The sequence below is a fragment of the Saccharococcus thermophilus genome (assembly GCF_011761475.1).
GTDB lineage: Bacteria > Bacillota > Bacilli > Bacillales > Anoxybacillaceae > Saccharococcus > Saccharococcus thermophilus.
In genome coordinates this window covers 1,361,327-1,381,514 of the sequence record NZ_JAASRS010000001.1, presented here as the reverse complement: position 1 = coordinate 1,381,514, position 20,188 = coordinate 1,361,327, and the positions used below count along the sequence as shown (strand labels likewise).

The window sequence follows — 20,188 nt, the reverse complement described above, 5'->3', positions numbered from 1 at the left end:
AATTGGTTGGCGCCGACGCTGTGATGAATGCGAAATTGCAGAATGATCACGCTTCGAAACACGTTTGTAACGGCCCGAAAACGGGAGAAAACATGTTATGACGCAAATCGTACCACTATATGTGAAATGCCCGGCAATTGGTGTATAATGGCGGTGGACGAAGGAATAGTCGAGGTGAACACAATGGAAAAAGAAAATATAGTAAAATCTGTAAGTCGGGCATTGCATATTATTGATATCGTCAGTTCAAAAAAAGATGGGCTAGGCGTCACCGAAATCGCAAATCAAATGGATATTAATAAAAGTTCCGTCTATCGTATTTTATCAACTCTTGTTCAGTATGGCTATATCGAGCAAGATAAAGAGACCGAGCGGTATAAACTTGGTTATAAATTTTTAGAAATGAGTTCCAAATTGCTTGAATCGATTGACTTACGGAAAGAAGCAAAACCGTATTTACGGGAGTTGGAAAAAGAAACGAATGAAGTCATTCATCTTGTCGTGTATGACCAAGGCGAGGTCATTTATATCGAAAAGTTAGAGGGAACAGAGACGTTGCGCATGCATTCCAAAGTAGGAAAACGGGCGCCAATGCATTGCACCGCTGTCGGAAAAGCGATTCTTGCCCATTTGCCGCCCCGTGTGGCATTAGAGATCCTCGATCGAAAAGGCTTGCCCAAGCATACCGATTTTACGATTACGGACAAAAATGAATTTCTTAAAGAATTAGAGAAAGTAAAACAAAAAGGATATGCGTTGGATTTAGAGGAAAATGAATATGGCATTCGCTGCATCGCTGTCCCGATTTTCGATTACTCTGGCAGCGTGATCGCCGCCGTCAGCATCTCCGGCCCGACGATTCGCATGACAGACGAACGCATTCAAACATTGCAGGAACGCATTCAGATGATCGGCAAACAAATATCCGCTCGGCTCGGATATCGGCAAAATAAGCCCGTCCAGTCTTAATGGCTGGGCATTTTTTATGGTGCATCGTTTTTCGTGGCAATTTCCTCGTTGTTTCTATTAAAATAAAAAGGTGAAATTGTTGAGGTGAGCGGATGTGAAGAAAAAGAACTTACATGAATTAATCGACCAATTGCGCAAAGATCCAAATGTTGTGTATTGGCATGAAATCGAGCCGCAGGAAGCCAATACGGTTCCAATGCCAGATAGCCTGGACGTGCGCCTCAAAGCGGCGCTTGAAAAGCGAGGCATCGCTTCACTTTACACCCATCAGGCGGCGGCGTACGAGGCGGTGCGAAACGGTAAGCATATTGTCGCCGTGACGCCGACGGCTTCCGGGAAAACGCTTTGCTATAATTTGCCTGTGCTACAGACGATCGTCGAAGCGGAACATAGCCGCGCGCTTTATTTATTTCCGACGAAAGCGCTCGCCCAAGACCAAAAAAGCGAATTGAATGAAATCATTGAAGAAATGGGCGTGCCGATTTACAGCTATACGTATGATGGAGATACCGCTCCAGGCATTCGCCAAAAAATTCGCCAGGCGGGCCATATTGTCATTACCAATCCTGATATGCTTCATTCGGCGATTTTGCCGCATCATACGAAATGGGTGTCCTTATTTGAAAACTTGCGCTATGTTGTCATCGATGAGCTCCATACGTACCGCGGCGTGTTTGGCAGCCATGTGGCCAACGTCATCCGCCGCTTAAAGCGCATCTGTTCGTTTTACGGAAGCAAACCGATCTTTATTTGCACATCGGCGACGATTGCCAATCCGAAAGAACTGGCCGAACGTCTGACGGGAGAATCAATGACATTAATTGATAACAACGGGGCGCCGCGAGGAAGAAAACATTTTGTTTTTTATAATCCGCCGGTTGTCCACCCGTCTTTTAATATTCGCAAAAGCGCGACGATGGAAGTGAACCGGTTGGCAAAACAGTTTTTGGAAAATGGCATTCAAACGATTGTCTTCGCCCGCAGCCGCGTGCGCGTCGAGTTGATTTTAAGCCATTTGCAGGAGCTGGTGAAAGACCGGTTGGGACCGAAAACGATTCGCGGCTATCGCGGCGGTTATTTGCCGAAAGAAAGACGGGAGATCGAAAAAGGGTTGCGCAGCGGGGAAATTATCGGAGTGGTGAGTACGAACGCGCTTGAACTTGGCGTCGATATCGGCCAGCTGCAAGCATGCATCATGACCGGTTATCCTGGCACCGTAGCGAGCACGTGGCAGCAGGCCGGACGGGCGGGAAGACGCCATGGCGATTCCATCGTCATTATGGTGGCGAGCTCCAATCCGATTGACCAATACATTGTGCGGCATCCGGAATATTTCTTGGACCGTTCTCCGGAGACGGCGCGCATCAACCCGGATAACATGCTGATTCTCGTCGATCATCTCAAATGCGCAGCATATGAACTTCCTTTCCGACAAGGGGAAAAGTTTGGCGGCCTCGAAGTGGAAGAAGTGCTGGAGTTTTTGGCAGAGCAAAAAGTCTTGCACTATCGCGCCGGCAAATGGTATTGGATGAACGATGCGTTTCCGGCCCATAACATCAGCCTGCGCTCCGCCTCGCAGGAAAATGTCGTCATTATCGATATTTCCGAAACGGCGAACCATCGTGTCATCGGCGAAATGGACCGTTTCAGCGCAATGACATTGCTGCATGAGGAAGCGATTTATCTTCATGAAGGGGTGCAATATCAAGTAGAGAAGCTCGATTGGGAAGAAAAGAAGGCGTATGTCCGCGAAGTGAACGTAGAATATTTCACGGATGCCAATTTAGCGGTGCAGCTTCATGTTCTAGAAGAGGACCGCAGCGTGCAAAGGCGGCAGTTAAGCCTGCATTATGGCGAGGTTTCTGTAAGGGCGATGGCGACGATCTTTAAAAAAATCAAATTATCGACATTTGAAAACATCGGTTCCGGACCGATTCATTTGCCGGAAGAAGAGCTGCATACATCGGCGACATGGATCGAGCTGGGAGAAGAGCTGTCTGATATCGACGCGCCGCTGCTCGAGCAGGTCTTGATTGGCATATCGAATGTTCTCCGTCATCTTGTTCCGATGTTTGTCATGTGCGACCGGTCGGATATTTATGTCGTGCCGCAAATAAAAGCACCGCATTCGGGAAGGCCGACGATTTTTGTTTATGACCGTTATCCGGGCGGGGTCGGTTTATCGGAAGCCGTTTTTGAACGGTATGATGAAATGATGGAAAAAGTGAAGCAATGGGTGGAAAACTGCCCGTGTGAAAGCGGCTGTCCTTCTTGCATCGGCATTGTCGAGGGACAGCACCGTTTGGCGAAACAGCGCATCATTGCCTTTTTGCAACAATTGCTAGCCAATGAGAAAGGATGAACACGATGTCAATGAAGCAAAAACTAGCGAGATGGAAGGAGCAGCTGGCATCCCGCCATGGCGCCTCTCCCGAACATGCAGACTCCCCTGCTTTAGAGCAGGGCAGCCTGGAAATTCCGTTTTTGGATGAATGGCGAAATAAGCAAGTGCAGCCGTTCTTTTTTGACGAGGATTACTGCCTCATCCGCGAAGTGGTATACCCGCTCGATTATCGGCACGGCCGCTACCAGCTTGGAGAATTGCATCATGTCCATCAGCGGTGGCAGTCTGCACCTTTTGACCATCCGCTTTCCTGCAAAGGATTTGAAGCGAGCGATTTATTTTTCTTTGATACGGAAACAACCGGGCTTAGCAGCGGAACAGGGCATGTCATTTTTTTGCTCGGCCATGCCCGCGTGTACGCCGACCGGGTTGTCGTTCGGCAGCATTTTTTGCCGCATCCGGGGGCGGAAGTGGCTTTATACCAAAGTTTCCTGTCGGAAGTCGATTATACAACGCTCGTTACCTATAACGGGAAAGCGTTCGATTGGCCGAAAGTAAAAACGCGACATACGCTGATTCGAGATGCCGTTCCAAAGCTGCCTGCGTTCGGCCATTTCGATTTATATCATGCCTCAAGGAGAATGTGGAAACAAAAACTCGAATCGGTTCGCCTTTCTGAAGTGGAAAAAGAAATATTGCAAGTGGAGCGGAAAGAAGATGTCCCTGGCTTTTTGGCGCCGATGATGTATGCCGATTTCCTGTCTACGCCGCATCCAGACCGCATTTTTCCGGTTTTCCGGCATAACGAGCATGATATTTTATCGCTAATTTGCCTTTATATTCATTTATCCAATCAGTTATTGGACGCCTTAGGGCTAGACGATGCGCTCGAGCAGCTGGAAACGGCGCGCTGGCTGGAATCGTTAGGAGAGACAGCTGTCGCCAAGCTGGTGTACCATCATGTCAGCGAAAAGGAAACAAAAGAAGCGTGGCAGGCAAAATGGCAGCTGTCGCTTTTATATAAAAAAGAAAAACGGTACGAAGAGGCCAAAGCGATTTGGCTGGAACTATGGGAGCATGGAAGCGACGCGTGGAAGGTAAAAGCCGGATTGGAGCTGGCTAAGGCGTATGAACATTATTTCCGCGATGTTTATGAAGCTTATCGCTACGCTACCCGCGCCTATGAACGGTGGAAAACGCTATTCCGCACGTATAAACAAGGAGATGCCGCCAAAGAGTCGGAGTGGACGAAACGGATCGAGCGCCTCAGGGGGAAATTAGATAGAAATATTTCCTTGGCAAGCGCAAAATGTGACAGAAAATAAAAAAAACTTACTTTTCTATTTCGAATCTTGTAGAAAAAATAAAAAATGTGTACAATTTCATCGGAATCGATCATAATGAAACAATGGCGGGGAGAAAGCGATGCGTAGCATGTATAAAAAAATCTTTTATTTGTTTTTTATCGTCATATGTTTAACGTTTGTCGTTTTTACCAATTTAACGTAGCGTTAGCGGTATATTTCCGACAGATAGGAAAAATGGGTATCTATACTAGTACGAGTCCGCTCCTTTCATCATAGGCTAGTATTGTAAAAGAGAAGCCTATGAAATGAAAGGAGAATGATGTATGTTTTGCAGACCACATGTAGTGGCACCGATTATCCATCCACCACAATGTTGTGTACAACATCATTTTGGAGCAACGATCGTACCACACATTCATCCATCGCATACGACACATGTTAACCATCATCTTTTCCAACATCAACATTATTTCCCGCATACGGAGTCGGTTGTCAACGAAGTAGCAAACCAACATTGTCATTTCCCAGGTCCAGGTCCGTTCCCACCTGGCCCAACTCCGTTCCCGTTGGGATATTAATCCCGAAAAAACAGGAGCCGCCAAGGCGGTTCCTGTTTTTTACAATGAAAAGGGGTATAGAACATGAGAGTGCTTGCGGTCACAGGATATAAACCGTATGAGCTCAATATTTTTTCCAATAATCATCCGGCTGTTTCCTATATCCAATTAGCGATTCGCCAACGTTTGCTTCCGCTGTTAGATGAAGGACTGGAATGGATTGTCATTAGCGGACAGTTGGGGGTAGAGCTTTGGGCAGCGGAAACGGCGTATGATTTACGAATGGAATATCCCCAGTTGCAAGTTGCTATTCTTACACCGTTTTTGAATCAAGAAGAACGATGGAATGAAATGAATCGTGAATATTATGAATGGATTGTGTCACAAGCTGATTTTGTCGACAGTATTACAAAACGGCCATACGAAAGTCCTGCACAGTTTCGCTGGAAAAATGAATGGATCGTCCGAAAAAGTGATGGTTTACTTATCGTTTATGATGAGGAAAAAGAAGGAACTCCGAAATATATGTTAGAAGTTGCGAAGCGAAAAGAAAATTACGCCATTTTTCCCATTACGTTTTCTGATTTACAAGCTATTATAGAAGAAGTGCAGTTCAATGAAACGTAAATTGACAATCGATTTGATTTCTGAAAAAATAAAGATAATACTGTAGTTGAGCAATTTTAATTACAATAATTACCATGTAAAAGAGACAAACAGGGTACCCCTTATGCCACGTGGAGCTGTTTTTTCACGGTATCAATGGGAATATTTTGTTTCGCTGCACGGTAAATGAACTCCACGAGGCTATGTCCTTTTCTCTTGCGCAGAAGATCGAGCCCATCAGAAAAATCGCTGTTCGACTCGAACATGCTGTACACGTAAGCAAGCTGCACCAAGATCCAGTAGCGTTTCACCGCCCGACGTCCGCGAACGCGGTATCCATCGAGTTTCAGCTGGTCTTTCGCTTGACGGAAAAAACATTCGATCGACCAACGCTGGGCATAGTAGCGCAAGATCTCTTCATCGCTTAGATCCCGGTCGGTGCTCAAGACGCAGTGAAGATGTTCCGATGTCATCGGCTGATCGGCTTTCCAAGCGAGCAGCACCACGGCATCATCGAGACCTTTGAGAGAGCCTTCGTAGCGATAAACCCGATAACGCTCTTCTCCCACCGTGACGAGGTGAGTGTCTTTCGGTTCGATGTAGCGGGCAAACTCCCTCACCTGAACCGCAATGCCTTTTGGATAAAGAAGCCGATTGGCCTTGAGCATTGCGATTACGTGGAATCCCTTTTTCAGACAAGCTTCCACGAGCGTTTGCGATGGATACCAAGAGTCCATCAGCACATAAACAGGACGGTGTACATCCAAAGAAGAAAGCATCTCGATCGCGAGTTCCCCCTTGCTTTTCCCAGCCGCCTTGTCGTAGAGGCGGAACGCAAAGGGAAAAGCCTGGGTCATCGTATGAACCATGAGCCAAACGAGAGAATGTCCCCAGATCGACTTTTTCTCTGTGTGAGAATAGTGCCAATCACACCCTTGAATGGCGTGCGTTGCCTGTGACGAAGGCTTGGTTTTTTGGCAAATCGTATCATCGATCGAAACAAAAAGGGGTTGACTCTCCTGTTTGGCGATGCGTTCGACACGACGAAGCATCCACTGTTGAAGTTTGCGAAGCAGCGTCTCTTCATCCCAAGGGCTTTTCGTGAAAAAATGGCTGAGTGTCGTGCGGTGGTTCGGATGAAAGCTCCAATGATGAAGATCGGTCAATGTTCCCGCAAATCCTTTGGTGGTCAGCGCATCCACGATATGAACGAGATGCTTCATGACAGGTTTTGAAAAATAAAGGGCCAACCCCAACATCGTGAAAAACTTGTGGATTCCTTGATGATGTGCTAATCTATTCATGAGACATGAACCTCCTTGTGAATAGTTTTGGTGACACATCTATTCTAATCAAGGAATCGGGTTCATGTCTCTTTTTTTGTTTGGTTGTAAATTTATGTTAGCGAATTTGCTCATCTACAGGATAATAGCGGAATGTGGAATTGAGGTGAAAGCGATGTTAGCGGGTCGTATTAAGTTAACGCCAAAAGAAATTTTAGAAAAAGAATTTAAAGTAAGTATGCGGGGGTACAATCAAGACGAAGTCGATCAGTTTTTGGACATGATTATTAAAGATTACGAAACATTCCAGCAAGAAATTGAGCAGCTGCAGCAAGAAAACGCTCGCCTAAAACGGCAAGTGGAAGAACTGCAAAAGCGGCCGTCTGCGCAAGCGGGAACAACAAACTATGATATTTTGCAAAGGTTGTCTAATTTAGAAAAACATGTATTTGGCAATAAATTATACGATTAATTTTTTATGTGAACCAATATAGGCGCCATGTGTTGAATGGTAAAATACATATGGTTAGAAAATTTTGCTATTGAAATGACTTGAAAAATAAACTATACTACAATGTGCAAACGACGTTAATAATGTTCGGGTAATCGCTGCGGCAATTCATTGCCGTAGAGGAAAGTCCATGCTCGCACGGTGCTGAGATGCCCGTAGTGTTCGTGCCTAGCGAAACCATAAGCTAGGGCAGTCTGGCGCAATGCTGGGCTGACGGCGGGGAAAGAACCTAAGTCCCGTTGGGATATGGTTCGATTACCCTGAAAGTGCCACAGTGACGCAGCTCTAAGGGAAACCTTAGAGGTGGAACGCGGTAAACCCCACGAGCGAGAAACCCAAATGATGGTAGGGGCGCCTTCCCGAAGGAAATGAACGGAGGGAAGGACAGATGGAATTTTTTCCATCTGTAGATAGATGATTACCGCCGGAGTACGAGGCGAAAGCCGCTTGCAGTACGAAGGTACAGAACATGGCTTACAGAACATTATTAACGTCGTGAATGGTATATGGTATATGAAAAAGCTCTCCTGCATGAAGGGGAGCTTTTTCATTGTTTAAAAAAATAACTATAGTCACGGTATGAATATTTTTATATATAGATGGACAGTGATTTAAGGGAAGGAAGAGGGATGTAAGTGTATGATTATGATCAAAATCTAATGGATATACATACATTTGTTGGAATTGCAAAAAACATTTTTCGATATTCTAATGAAAGCATTATTGTTACAGATGTGCAAAATAGAATTTTATTCGTCAATCCGGCATTTGAAATTGTCACTGGATACAGTGCGGAAGAAGTGATTGGTAAAAACCCCCGTATTTTGCGATCTGGAATGCATGATAAACCATTTTATGAAAAAATGTGGAATAATATAAAACAACATGGAGTGTGGAAAGGGGAAATATGGAATAAGCGAAAAGACGGGGAATTGTATCTTGAATGGTTAACGATTAGTGTGGTAAAGGACCGAAAGGGAAATGTGACGAATTATGTGGCCATTTTTTCTGACATTACAGAACATAAACGAAATATAGAGCGATTAACGAGACTGGCGCTTTATGATACATTAACAAACGTGCCGAATCGGCATTTGCTTGAAAAACGATTAGAAAGTATTATTCGAATGTCCAAAAAACACAATCAGTCATTTGCTTTATTATTTTTAGATTTAGATCGCTTCAAAAACATTAATGATACGTTAGGCCATCGCGTGGGAGATATATTATTGAAAGAAACGGCGCAACGTCTCAAAGGACTGTTGAGAAAACAAGATACGATCGCGAGGTTTGGCGGTGATGAATTCGTCATTATTTTGCCGAATTTAAAACATATTCGCGAAGCGGTATATATGGCGGAGAAAATTGTCGAATCATTGAAAAGGCCATTCTATTTTAACCATCAAGAAATGTATATATCTACCAGTATTGGGATTAGTGTTTATCCATTTGATGGAACAGATAAAGAAACGTTGATACGCATGGCGGATCGCGCGATGTACCAAGCAAAAAAGAATGGAAGAAATCAATATGCTTTGTATCATGACGAAATGCATAGCGACGGCAAGCAATTGTTTCAACTTGAAACCGCGTTGAGGAAGGCGCTTGATCGGGGAGAATTTGAACTTTACTACCAGCCGCAATTAGATATAAAAACGAAACAAATTCGTGCGGTAGAAGCGCTAATCCGATGGAACCATCCAGAAAAAGGATTTATTTCTCCAGGAATGTTTATTCCGCTTGCCGAAGAATCGGGTTTAATTACGCCGATGAGCGATTGGATAATGCTGCAAGCATGCGAACATTTGAAACAATTGCAATTGCATTTTCCTAATGTAAAAATGAGCATTAATATTTCTCCTATCTATTTTCAACAAATTGATTTTTTGGAGAAATTGCAAAAAACGATCGAATCGGTAAACGTGAATCCGCGTTTGATCGAGCTGGAATTGACGGAAAGCGCCGTCATGCCTCACGCCGAACAGTCTGTGGAAAGGCTTACCATGCTAAAAACAATGGGAATAAGCGTTGCGATTGATGATTTTGGAACGGGATTTTCCACGTTAAGTTATTTGCATCGTTTTCCAATCGATATATTGAAAATCGATCAAAGTTTTACCAAACAATTATCTCAGTATCAAGAAGACTCGGCAATTGTCGAGGCGATTATTATGATGGCGCACAGCCTTCGAATTCAAGTGGTGGCTGAGGGCGTGGAAACGAAGAAACAGTATCAAGTACTTGAAAAGCAATGTTGTGATTTTGTACAAGGATATTATGTGTCTAAGCCGATGCCAATTAGTGAATTATATGAGTTTTTAGATATGTGGAACCATCTTTATGATTGAAAGCGCCGTGCTTGCCAGTGTTTTATACGGATGGTTACATATAACTGCAAGAGTTTGAGGTTTTATAACATAAAAAATAGGAGGATAAAGATAAAAATGGGTTCGATTACGTTAATCGCTACGGCGGCGATGGGTGTGGAATCGATCGTTGCCGATGAAGTGCGCCGCCTCGGCTACGAGTGCCAAGTGGAAAACGGAAAAGTGACGTTCGAGGGCGATGAACTGGCGATTTGCCGTGCGAATTTATGGTTGCGCACGGCAGATCGCGTGAAATTAAAAATCGGGGAATTTAAAGCGACGACGTTTGAGGAGCTGTTTGAGCAAACAAAAGCGTTGCCATGGGCTGATTATTTGCCGGTGAATGCCAACTTCCCGGTGATCGGAAAATCGGTAAAATCCACGCTTTTTAGCGTCCCAGACTGTCAGGCGATCGTCAAAAAAGCAGTGGTGGAAAGTTTGAAGGAGAAGCATCACGTTTCTTGGTTTGAAGAAACAGGACCTCTTTACCGTATTGAAGTTGCGCTTCATAAAGATATCGCCACGCTGACGATTGACACGAGCGGAGCCGGTTTGCATAAACGCGGCTATCGCGCCCAACAAGGGGAAGCGCCGTTAAAAGAAACGCTGGCGGCCGCGCTCGTGCAACTGACAAACTGGACGCCGGACCGCCCGTTTGTCGATCCGTTTTGCGGATCGGGAACGATTCCAATTGAAGCGGCGCTGATCGGCCAAAATATCGCGCCAGGATTTAATCGTGATTTTGTGTCTGAACAATGGGGGTGGATTGGCGAAAAAACATGGGAGCGAGCCCGCGAGGAAGCGGAAGATTTGGCCAACTATGACCAGCCTCTCGACATTTCCGGATTTGACATTGACCATCGCATGGTGGAAATCGCCAAAACAAACGCGCTGGAAGCCGGATTTGCCGATTTGGTGTCATTTAAGCAAATGCAAGTAAAAGATTTTCGCACGCGCAAAGAATACGGCGTGATCGTCGGCAATCCCCCATATGGCGAGCGGCTTGGCGAGCGTAGAGAAGTAGAGGCAATGTATCGGGACATGGGCAAAACGTTTTCCGCTTTAGATACGTGGTCCATCTATATTTTGACGGCGCATAAAGAGTTTGAAAAGCATTATGGGAAAAAAGCGACGAAGCGCCGCAAATTATTCAACGGCTTTATCGAAACGCATTATTACCAATACTGGGGGCCGCGGCCGCCGAAAGAAAGCTGATGTGTCAAGGGTTTGAGCGATTTTTAATAATGTGGTTTCACAAAAACAATATGGTCTAAATTTAAGTCACACTTTCTTTTCAAACGGAAAAGGAGGTGTGGCTTTTTTGCTTTTAAAATACGCCATAAAGGATTTTCTTGAAGATCGGAGGTTTACCCGAGTTCGACAGTTTGAGGGCCATTTTAGGCAAATAAAAAGTTCAAGAATCCTGTTATATCAAGGATTTTGGGGTTGTCAACCTAGGAAAAGACGCCAAATTTCATAGGCACACGTTTTGTTTATTAGGCCTTTTAAAATATATGTATTAATATAGGCATGTACATACGACGAGTAACACGTAAAAACAAAGATGGAACAACCGTTGCTTATCTCCAGCTTGCTCACAACGAATGGGATCCGAAGGACAAATATGCAAAAGCGAAGGTGATTTATTTGTTTGGGCGTGAAGATGAAGTGGATCGCGCCGTCTTGGAGCGTCTGGCCAAAAGCATTTCGAGATTCCTTTCTCCTGAGCAGGTTTGGAAAACGCAGGAGTTGGCAGGGGAAGCTTCCGATTTTCGATTCCAGTCGTGCAAACGCCTCGGTGGCATTTGGCTTCTTGACCAGCTATGGAGACAAGTGGGGCTGGATGACATTCTGAGAACCTTGTTTGCTTCTCGTCATTGTCGGTTGCGTTCTCATCCTTCATACGGCAAATATTTGCGCCAATTGAAGGACGGAACGCTTCGCATCGACAAACAGGCGGTCCGTAAAGCCGAAAAGTATGATGGGAAATATCTCATCCGAACGTCCGATGACACACTGTCTGCCGAGGATGTGGCGCTGGGATATAAGCAGCTGGTGGATATCGAGCAGGCTTTTCGAACATTAAAATCGACCCTCGAATTGCGCCCGATGTATCATCGCTTGGAAGACCGCATTCGTGCGCATGTGCCGCTCAGTTGGCTGGCTCTCTTGCTGGTTCGCATCTCGGTTTTTGATTGTAGTAAATTAAGTTATTTTAAGTTGAAATAAGTTAAAATAAATGCAAATAAGTTCAAATAAGTTGATGAAAATTACTTGTTTTATGGTATAATTTCCATAAAAATGCATATAATAGCCTCTTAAGGAGGCGATTGTATGTGCGATAAGGGGGAGAAGAAAATGAACGCTACTGCTACAAAAAAGATCGATAAATCTAAAAATACAGGGTTGACCAAAAGTAAAAAAGAATTACTAAAAAAGCATATGGGAAGCGCTCCATCAAAAATCGATATGAATGACGTTCGTCATTGGTGGAAGTATGAGAATAATTGATTTTAATCATCTAGATTTCCAAGGTTTTGTAGAAGGCGAAGATATCCTTGTTGACACGGGGGTATTGTTTGCTTTTTATAATCCATATGATGCTTATCATTCAACTGTAAAACAGTTGTTTGATAAGCACATATTACATAATGACAAGAATTTATTTTTATACATTAATCCAACAATAGTAAATGAAATAACCTATTTAGCATCTACTCCTCTAAAGAAATATCTTACTTCTTTCCCTGACAAAGCAAATGATTTTACGAATTCGGATATAGAGAATATTGAAAAGACAATTACTAATGGTATTAAAGAATTAATAGAAAATGAAGTTCTTTCAATATTAGATGGGGATAAAGAAAGCGTTATTAAGCAAATTTCATTATATAAAGAATTAGGATCGGCAGATGCAGTAAATGCTTCTATTGCTAATTTATACGGTATAAGTTTTTTGACTGTAGATAAAAGATTAGCAGAAAACATGTTTAGTCAAGGAACGGAACTTCCAAATATTACAAATGTTTATTATACAACGGGGAAACATAGAGATTATTAAGTCGTCATAAAGCCGACTTTTATTTTTGTTTTGAAAAATGAGTGCAAACCAGCGGACAAATGTAGACATGCTAAATGAAGATCAAGATTACAATGAATTGCTGGACATGTTGAAGAAAGAAGAGGTTGGAATATTGGAAAAGACTTTGTCTTGCAAAGGATTAGCTTTGATAGCATGTTGGTATTGTTAATGCCTGAAATAAAACATTCCTTTTTAATTAATCGTATGGGATCATAACCATTAATAAACATTTGTCGAAATAACGACGTTTTAGCAGTTACTTAATTAAAATTGAATAGGACCATTCCTTTCTGCATATAATACGGATATTATCCATGAACTACTTTTTGCAGGAAGGGGATGAAAATGACTTATTGTTCGCTTGATTGGATGAAAATTTCCGAAGCGCTTGACCGCACATACGAATGTTTAGTACAGCAAAATGTCGATGATGAACATTTAAAACAAATTGAAGTGGCCAAAAACACGTGGAAACAAGCGTTTACATACCGCATATCCAGCACGTTGAAAGCATAAGGAAGCTAAAGAAAGTTTGCGCTCCGATCATCGGCTGCTTATATTATTTGACTTCTTGAGAACGATCCATCATAATATTATTTTGTTAGACTTTACAGAATCGTAAGCGCGCAGCAAAAATCGTTGCGCGCTTATGCATGCATACAAAACCATGTAGTGGGTAGGAAGTTCTTATTTATATTTTTGGAGGGTTTTTCAACGATGAGCCGTGAGCGCTATCCTTTTACATTAGAAAAAAATGAGAATTTTTTTGATAAGCTAAGCCAGTGGATTGGCGATGTGTTTTATGACATTTTGCCGGAAGCGGGTTTTGAGCTTCGGGATGAACAAATTTATATGGCGTTTCAGTTAGAGCGCGCCTTTCGCGAGAAAAAAGTGATTTTTGCGGAAGCGGGAGTTGGCACGGGGAAAACGATTGTCTATTTGCTGTATGCGATTTGTTACGCCCGCTATACAGGAAAGCCGGCTATTATCGCCTGCGCCGATGAAACGTTGATTGAACAGCTGGTAAAAAAAGAAGGGGATATCGCGAAATTATCCAATGTACTAGGTTTACAGATTGATGTGCGGCTCGCGAAGTCCCCGGATCAATATTTATGTTTAAACAAACTAGAAGAAGTAACGACATATGATGACAAGGATATCGAACTTTACGAGCAAATTTATGATGAACTTCCAGCGTTTGTGCACGACAATAAGCCAATGCAGGCATTCTACCATTATGGAGATCGGAAAGAGTATGCCCATTTGACGGATGAGCAATGGAAAAAAATCGCCTGGGATCCGTTCCAAGACTGTTTTACGTGTGAAAAACGCCATCGCTGCGGGCAAACGTTATGGCGGGAGTATTACCGGAAAGCAGCCGATTTAATCGTCTGCTCCCATGATTTTTACATGGAGCATGTTTGGACATATGATGCGCGCAAACGTGAAGGACAGCTTCCGCTTTTGCCGGAAGCGAGCTGCGTTGTATTTGATGAAGGGCATTTGTTAGAGTTCGCCGCGCAAAAAGCGCTGACATACCGGATGAAAGAAACGACGTTGGAAACGTTGCTCACAAAGCTTTTAGAAAACGATATTCGTGAAGAGCTTGCCTATTTAATTGAGGAAACGCTGCAAATCAGCGTCCGCTTTTTTGATGAGCTGAAATCATGTGCAAAAGAAATAGCCGGTTCGAATCGTCAAGAAATTACGTTTTCGCCGAAATTGCTCCGCCTTGCGGAACAATTGCACGGCAAAATAGTGGAGATTGGCAACGAGCTCGTCTTTGAAAGCGAGACATATACGATTGATCACTATCAATTAAATATTGTTGATGAATATTTAGATCAAATTGAATATTCGCTTGATTTGTTCATGAATAATGCGGATGCCATTATATGGATGGAGTCATCCCGTCAAGAAACAACGCTTGTCGTCATGCCGCGTACCGTGCAGGAAGTATTGCGCGAAAAAGTGTTCAGCAAGCGGATTCCGTTTATCTTTTCTTCGGCGACGCTATCAAGCGGCAAATCGTTCCAATATATTGCGAATAGCCTTGGCATTGATGAATATTTGTCTTTCAGCGTCGACTCGCCGTTTGATTATGAGCAGCAAATGACGATTTATATGCCGACATTTACCAATGATGAAACGCTGTTTGCCCAAAAATATGCGTATGCGATGGGCAAAATTCGGGAAACAGATGGACGCGCCCTTATTTTGTTCCCATCACGGCAAGAACTGCAGCAATTTAAAGAGGCCGCAAGCAGCGAGAAGCAATTTACCTTTTTGTTTGAAGGCGATCGGGAAATTAGCGAGCTCGTCGCCATCTTCCAAGCGAATGAAGAAACGATCTTATGTGCTGAACATTTATGGGAAGGACTCGATATTCCGGGACCGTCGTTATCAAACGTGATTATTTGGTCACTGCCATATCCGCCGAACGATCCGGTTTTTCAGGCGAAGCGAAAAGCGTATGAAGATCCGTTTTGGGGAGTGGACGTTCCGTATATGTTGCTAAGGCTGCGCCAAGGAGTAGGGCGCTTGATCCGCACCCATGAAGACCGCGGCATCGTTTCGATTTTTGTCACGAATGATGAGGACAAGCAAGTAATTGATGCAGTCAAAGAGGTGCTGCCGACAACGGTGAGGGAAGAATAGAATTCTTTCCTCACTTTTTTTATTATAAAAAAGAGGAAAACGGCCTTTTATCATGGAAATATTATCAACGCAACAAAAAAACAGGGGGAGCTACTAGCATGATTAAAAAAATCGAAGAGCAATTTTTACAATATGTGAAAAAAATGATGAGCTATAATGAGGCGATCAGCCTTATGTATTGGGACTTGCGGACGGGGGCGCCGAAAAAAGGGGTCGAGCAGCGTTCGGAAGTCATCGGCATGCTTTCGCAAGAAGTATTTAAAATGTCCACATCGGAGGAAATGGCCGCGTTTATCGCGGAATTATCTCCAAAACATGCGTATGAGCAGCTTTCCGAAGTGACCCGTTACACGTTGGAAGAATGCAAAAAAGAATATGAACGGAACAAAAAAATCCCGGCTGATGAATATAAAGAATACGTCGTATTGCAATCGAAAGCGGAAAGCGTATGGGAAGAAGCGAAAGCGAGAGCGGATTTTTCTCTATTCTGTCCGTATTTAGAAAAATTAGTGGAATTCAATAAACGATTTATTGGTTATTGGGGATATGAAGGAAATCCATATAATACATTGCTTGACTTATATGAGCCGGGAATGACGGTGGATGTGTTGGACCAAGTATTCGGCAAACTGCGAGAGCGAATTGTTCCGCTCGTGCAAGAGGTCGTCACTTCTCCAAATCAGCCGGAAACATCGTTTTTATTCCATCCGTTTCCAAAGGAAAAACAGCGCGCCTTTAGCTTGGAGCTGTTGCAGGAGCTTGGCTATGATTTTGAAAAAGGCCGGTTGGATGAAACCGTGCATCCGTTTGCCATCGGCCTGAATCCGAACGATGTCCGCATTACAACGAGGTATGACGAACGCGATTTTCGCACGGCCATTTTTGGAACGATTCATGAATGCGGGCATGCTCTATACGAACAGCATATTTCGGAGAAACTCATCGGAACGCCGTTATGCACAGGCACGTCGATGGGAATTCATGAATCGCAGTCACTGTTTTATGAAAACTTTATCGCCCGCCATTACTTGTATTGGAAACGCAATTACTCCCGTCTGCGGCAATACGCTCCAGAGCAGTTTTCCGGGGTCTCCCTTGACGCGTTTTATCGGGCGATTAATGAAGCGAAGCCGTCGCTGATTCGTATTGAAGCCGATGAACTGACATATCCGTTACATATTATCGTTCGTTACGAAATCGAAAAGCAGCTGTTCAATGGAGCGATCGAAGTGAAAGACTTGCCGGAAATTTGGAATGATAAATATGAAGAATACCTCGGCATTCGGCCGCACAATGACGCGGTGGGCGTGCTGCAGGATGTCCATTGGGCCGGCGGCAGCTTCGGCTACTTCCCGTCGTATGCGCTCGGCTATATGTATGCGGCACAGTTCAAGCACGCGATGCTAAAAGATTTGCCGCATTTTGATGAATTGCTCGAAAAAGGGGAATTAACGCCAATTCGCGAGTGGCTGACAGAGCGGATCCATCAATTTGGCAAAACGAAAAAACCGCTCGAAATTTTGCGAGACGCAACCGGAGAGGCGCTGAATGCCGACTATTTGATCCGTTATTTAGAAGAAAAATATAAAGCAATCTACCAACTATAAAATACAAAATCCTCCCTCCTTTTTAGAGGAGAGAGGATTTTGTATTACCATAATTTATAACCTTTTGACCCCGGTGGCGCATTTTGAATCATATCGATGAATGGCACTGTATAGGCGATCAAAATAAGCGCAACCGTAATGCCGATCCATAGCTTCCAGTTTTCCAGTGCCAGCGCTGCGCGTTCTTGCGGTTCTGCTGCTTCGGCAACCGGGAATTCCGTTTCTCCTTTCGGTGCAAAGAACGCTAAGTTGGTAATAATGACAAGGACTAAAATAATGCCGATAAATAAAATCGTGCCGCCGACCGCCTGCGCGATTTGATATGGAATCCATTCAAGCGCTTGCGGCGAGTTTCCGTAAGTGGAAAATGCCGAACGGCGCGGCGCCCCGAGCAAACCCTCAAAGTGCATCGAACCAGACATAAACGACATGCCGATCGCCCATACGACAGCTTGAATAATGGCTAGGCGATTCATCGCTTTTGTCATGACGCGGCCGCTTAAATGCGGAACTAGCCAGTAAGCAGCGCCGAAGAACGTAAGCACGACCGTTGTTGCAACGGTTAAATGGAAGTGTCCTGTCACCCACATCGTATTATGGACAACTTGGTCCATTTGATGGGAAGCGTTAATAATTCCGCCGGCTCCGGCAGGAATAAAGAATACCATTCCAACAAACGGCGCGAAGAAGCGCGCATCTCCCCAAGGCAGTTTGCGAAGCCAGCCGAACAAACCTGTTGCGCCTTTCGAGCGTCCGTATGCTTCAAATGTCGCAAACATCGCAAACGCAGTCATTAATGAAGGAATAACAACCATAAATGTTAAGACAACTTGTACGAATTTCCAAAACGGTGTAATACCTGGTTCAAGCAATTGATGGTGGAATCCGACAGGAATCGAGAGAAATAGGAACAAGATAAATGCCAAACGTGCCAAAGAATCAGAGAAAATTTTTCCACCAATGATTTTTGGAATGCAAACGTACCAGACCATATAAGCCGGAAGCAACCAGAAATAAACGAGCGGGTGCCCGAAGTACCAGAACAATGTCCGGCTGACTAGGATGTTTATTCGGTCAACGAAGCCGAGCGACCACGGCAGCAGTTGGAATAAAACGGTTGCCGCCACTCCTAGCGTACAAACAAGCCATAAAGCCATATTCGTAACCGCCATAAAGGTAAGCAATGGGCTTGCTTTGCCAGGGTGCTCTTTTTTCCAGCGCGCATAGTGGGCAAAGGTCGCAAAGCCGCTGATCCAGCTGCCAACGACCAAGAGCGTCAAACCAAGATAGAAGCCAGGATGCGCTTGCAGCGGAGCATAGAATGTATAAAGAACGGACGCTTGCCCAGTTAAAATGAAAAATACGGTCATCGCCGTGCCGACTGTCATCGTCCAGAAGCCAACCCAACTCCAAAAGCGGACGCGATCGGAAAGCGTTCCAGCTGTGCGGCTTATCGCGGCGAATTGAAATCCGATAATAAAGAATGTCGTTAATACAAGACCAAGCAGTGTTCCGTGTGTCGTTAAAATCGTGTAATAGCTAATGCCTGCAGGTAGCTGAAGCTTTCCGGAACGCACTAACGTTTGCAATAATCCTGCTAATCCCCCTAAAGCGAGGGCGGTAAACGCGACATAAATATGTGCTAAAGCTAATTTTGCATCACGACGGTCTACTTTCATTGTTTCGTTCATCATTTATCTACCACCTTAATTCGTCCATACATCATATGGTGACCAGCGCCGCAATATTCATTGCAAACGATCGTATATTCGCCTGGTTGATTAAACGTTTTCGTAAAACTGTTTACGTAGCCAGGTTCCACCATCATATTCACGTTCGTGCCTGCTACTTCGAAGCCATGAATGACATCTTTGGATGTAATGTTAATCGTTACTTTTGCCCCTTTCGGAATCTCTATTTGGTTTGGTGTAAACGTAAAAGCGGAAGCAACCATATTCAATTGGTATTCATTATTGCCGGTTTTTACTAAACCAGGTTTGTTAAACGGCGGCGTTTGATCGACTTTTTCCGGGTCAATGGTTGTCAAGCAGCTCGGCGGCTGATTGCCTTCAGCGAATGCGCTTACGCCGACGACGGTCAGAAAAACAAACAGGCAGCCGATGCCAAATGTAAGCCAGATTTTTTCGTATTTGTGTATGCGCATCGTGTTTCCCCTCCCTTATAGCTTATAAGCGATGCAAGTATAAGAAATAAACGCTAACCCATGAGAAGATGATGAAAAATCCGAGCAAGAATACGGAGGCAAGCGTGCCTTTTAACGGCGTTTCTTGCTCTTTTGTTTTTTCTGCGCTTGTTTTTGTTAGTTGCAATTCTGGTTTTGCCATATTTCTATACCTCCTCCCAACAAAAGTCATCCCCAACTTCATCATACAAAATCATGTGGAAAATGGTAGGTCTTATTCACTAGTTCACAAATTGTTCATTCCTTACTTTGCCACTATCATAACCTTAAAAAATTGATAGAACAGTGATTTTTCTCACATATAGCCGGAAGTAAATGTGAAAATATTGTGAACGCCATCTTCTATTGCAGCTGGCGAACGGAAGCGATCGAATCCATCCTAAAACAAGCAGCGGCCTCAGCTTGACCTCGGCTACTGGAGGCAGATGCCGCGATTTCTTATTCGTTGTCGGCGTCAACAGAGAGAAAATGATTATTATACGAACAATAAATATTTTTTAATAAAAAATGTTCGTAAATATATCAAAAAATGCTTTCCAAACGCCAGAAACCATGGTATACTGCTAATAAAACTTCACATGCTGACTCACTCATATAATTGCAGGAATATGGCCTGCAAGTCTCTACCGGCCGACCGTAAATCGGCCGACTATGAGTGGCAATGTCAGGACGGAATGACCGGCAAATGCCGTATA

At 44.0% G+C, this 20,188-nt stretch carries 17 protein-coding genes, 1 other RNA gene, 1 pseudogene and 1 riboswitch; of the genes and pseudogenes, 15 read left to right on the top strand and 4 right to left on the bottom strand.

Features of this window, described 5'->3' with window-relative positions; genetic code table 11:
• The first annotated feature begins 183 nt into the window (after positions 1–183).
• The 5 genes from BDD39_RS07150 to BDD39_RS07130 all read left to right on the top strand — a co-directional run bounded on the left by BDD39_RS07150 (position 184) and on the right by BDD39_RS07130 (position 5,804).
• On the top strand, positions 184–969 hold the full coding sequence (locus BDD39_RS07150; protein ID WP_166912317.1) for an IclR family transcriptional regulator: 786 nt from the start codon (positions 184–186) through the stop codon (positions 967–969).
• Positions 970–1,063: 94 nt separating this feature from the next.
• Entirely contained in the window at positions 1,064–3,331 is a 2,268-nt protein-coding gene (locus BDD39_RS07145; protein WP_166909372.1) for a DEAD/DEAH box helicase, read from the top strand.
• Positions 3,332–3,336: 5 nt separating this feature from the next.
• On the top strand, positions 3,337–4,638 hold the full coding sequence (locus tag BDD39_RS07140; RefSeq protein WP_380630373.1) for a ribonuclease H-like domain-containing protein: 1,302 nt from the start codon (positions 3,337–3,339) through the stop codon (positions 4,636–4,638).
• A 305-nt stretch (positions 4,639–4,943) separates the two neighbouring features.
• Positions 4,944–5,198, top strand: coding sequence for a CotD family spore coat protein (locus BDD39_RS07135; protein WP_166909370.1), 255 nt, complete (start codon positions 4,944–4,946; stop codon positions 5,196–5,198).
• Positions 5,199–5,261: 63 nt separating this feature from the next.
• On the top strand, positions 5,262–5,804 hold the full coding sequence (locus BDD39_RS07130) for an SLOG family protein (RefSeq protein ID WP_166909368.1): 543 nt from the start codon (positions 5,262–5,264) through the stop codon (positions 5,802–5,804).
• Between the two features lie 101 nt (positions 5,805–5,905).
• Here the strand turns inward: BDD39_RS07130 and BDD39_RS07125 are convergent, their stop codons facing one another.
• On the bottom strand, positions 5,906–7,087 hold the full coding sequence (locus BDD39_RS07125; RefSeq protein WP_166907872.1) for an IS701 family transposase: 1,182 nt from the start codon (positions 7,085–7,087) through the stop codon (positions 5,906–5,908).
• Between the two features lie 154 nt (positions 7,088–7,241).
• On the opposite strand from BDD39_RS07125, the gene gpsB reads away from it, so the two are divergent.
• The 10 genes and pseudogenes from gpsB (at position 7,242) to BDD39_RS07075 (ending at position 17,290) form a co-directional block, all read left to right on the top strand.
• The gene (gene gpsB / locus BDD39_RS07120; protein WP_166912313.1) at positions 7,242–7,538 is read left to right on the top strand and encodes a cell division regulator GpsB; all 297 of its coding nucleotides are present in this window, start codon (positions 7,242–7,244) and stop codon (positions 7,536–7,538) included.
• Positions 7,539–7,660: 122 nt separating this feature from the next.
• An RNA gene (gene rnpB / locus BDD39_RS07115) (RNase P RNA component class B) lies at positions 7,661–8,059 on the top strand.
• A gap of 177 nt (positions 8,060–8,236) precedes the next feature.
• Positions 8,237–9,925, top strand: coding sequence for a putative bifunctional diguanylate cyclase/phosphodiesterase (locus tag BDD39_RS07110; RefSeq protein WP_208404492.1), 1,689 nt, complete (start codon positions 8,237–8,239; stop codon positions 9,923–9,925).
• A gap of 96 nt (positions 9,926–10,021) precedes the next feature.
• Positions 10,022–11,158 (top strand): THUMP domain-containing class I SAM-dependent RNA methyltransferase, encoded by a 1,137-nt coding sequence (locus BDD39_RS07105; protein ID WP_166909364.1) that lies wholly within the window; start codon positions 10,022–10,024, stop codon positions 11,156–11,158.
• 315 nt (positions 11,159–11,473) lie between these two features.
• A pseudogene (locus tag BDD39_RS07100) lies at positions 11,474–12,127 on the top strand (IS1634 family transposase); the annotation flags it as partial.
• Between the two features lie 150 nt (positions 12,128–12,277).
• Positions 12,278–12,454 carry a hypothetical protein gene (locus BDD39_RS07095; RefSeq protein ID WP_166909362.1) on the top strand — a complete coding sequence of 59 codons (177 nt, stop codon included), beginning with the start codon at positions 12,278–12,280 and terminating at the stop codon, positions 12,452–12,454.
• Entirely contained in the window at positions 12,441–13,004 is a 564-nt protein-coding gene (locus BDD39_RS07090; protein ID WP_166909361.1) for a PIN domain-containing protein, read from the top strand. The genes BDD39_RS07095 and BDD39_RS07090 overlap by 14 nt, the downstream gene beginning before the upstream one ends.
• 360 nt (positions 13,005–13,364) lie before the next feature.
• On the top strand, positions 13,365–13,541 hold the full coding sequence (locus BDD39_RS07085; protein WP_166907059.1) for a hypothetical protein: 177 nt from the start codon (positions 13,365–13,367) through the stop codon (positions 13,539–13,541).
• Positions 13,542–13,742: 201 nt separating this feature from the next.
• Positions 13,743–15,683 (top strand): ATP-dependent DNA helicase, encoded by a 1,941-nt coding sequence (locus BDD39_RS07080; RefSeq protein WP_166909359.1) that lies wholly within the window; start codon positions 13,743–13,745, stop codon positions 15,681–15,683.
• Positions 15,684–15,781: 98 nt separating this feature from the next.
• Complete coding sequence (locus BDD39_RS07075) at positions 15,782–17,290, top strand: carboxypeptidase M32 (protein ID WP_166909357.1); 1,509 nt, start codon at positions 15,782–15,784, stop codon at positions 17,288–17,290.
• Positions 17,291–17,334: 44 nt separating this feature from the next.
• Here the strand turns inward: BDD39_RS07075 and BDD39_RS07070 are convergent, their stop codons facing one another.
• From BDD39_RS07070 to BDD39_RS07060, 3 genes are read right to left on the bottom strand one after another with little or no spacing between them, the layout of a single operon-like run.
• Positions 17,335–18,984: a b(o/a)3-type cytochrome-c oxidase subunit 1 gene (locus BDD39_RS07070; protein ID WP_166909355.1), complete on the bottom strand. Its 1,650-nt coding sequence runs from the start codon at positions 18,982–18,984 to the stop codon at positions 17,335–17,337.
• Positions 18,981–19,454, bottom strand: a complete 474-nt coding sequence (locus BDD39_RS07065) for a cytochrome c oxidase subunit II (RefSeq protein ID WP_166909353.1) — start codon at positions 19,452–19,454, stop codon at positions 18,981–18,983. The genes BDD39_RS07070 and BDD39_RS07065 overlap by 4 nt, the downstream gene beginning before the upstream one ends.
• Before the next feature lie 22 nt (positions 19,455–19,476).
• Positions 19,477–19,635 (bottom strand): cytochrome c oxidase subunit 2A, encoded by a 159-nt coding sequence (locus tag BDD39_RS07060; RefSeq protein ID WP_166909351.1) that lies wholly within the window; start codon positions 19,633–19,635, stop codon positions 19,477–19,479.
• A gap of 428 nt (positions 19,636–20,063) precedes the next feature.
• Positions 20,064–20,165: riboswitch (purine riboswitch) on the top strand.
• Positions 20,166–20,188 lie beyond the last annotated feature (23 nt).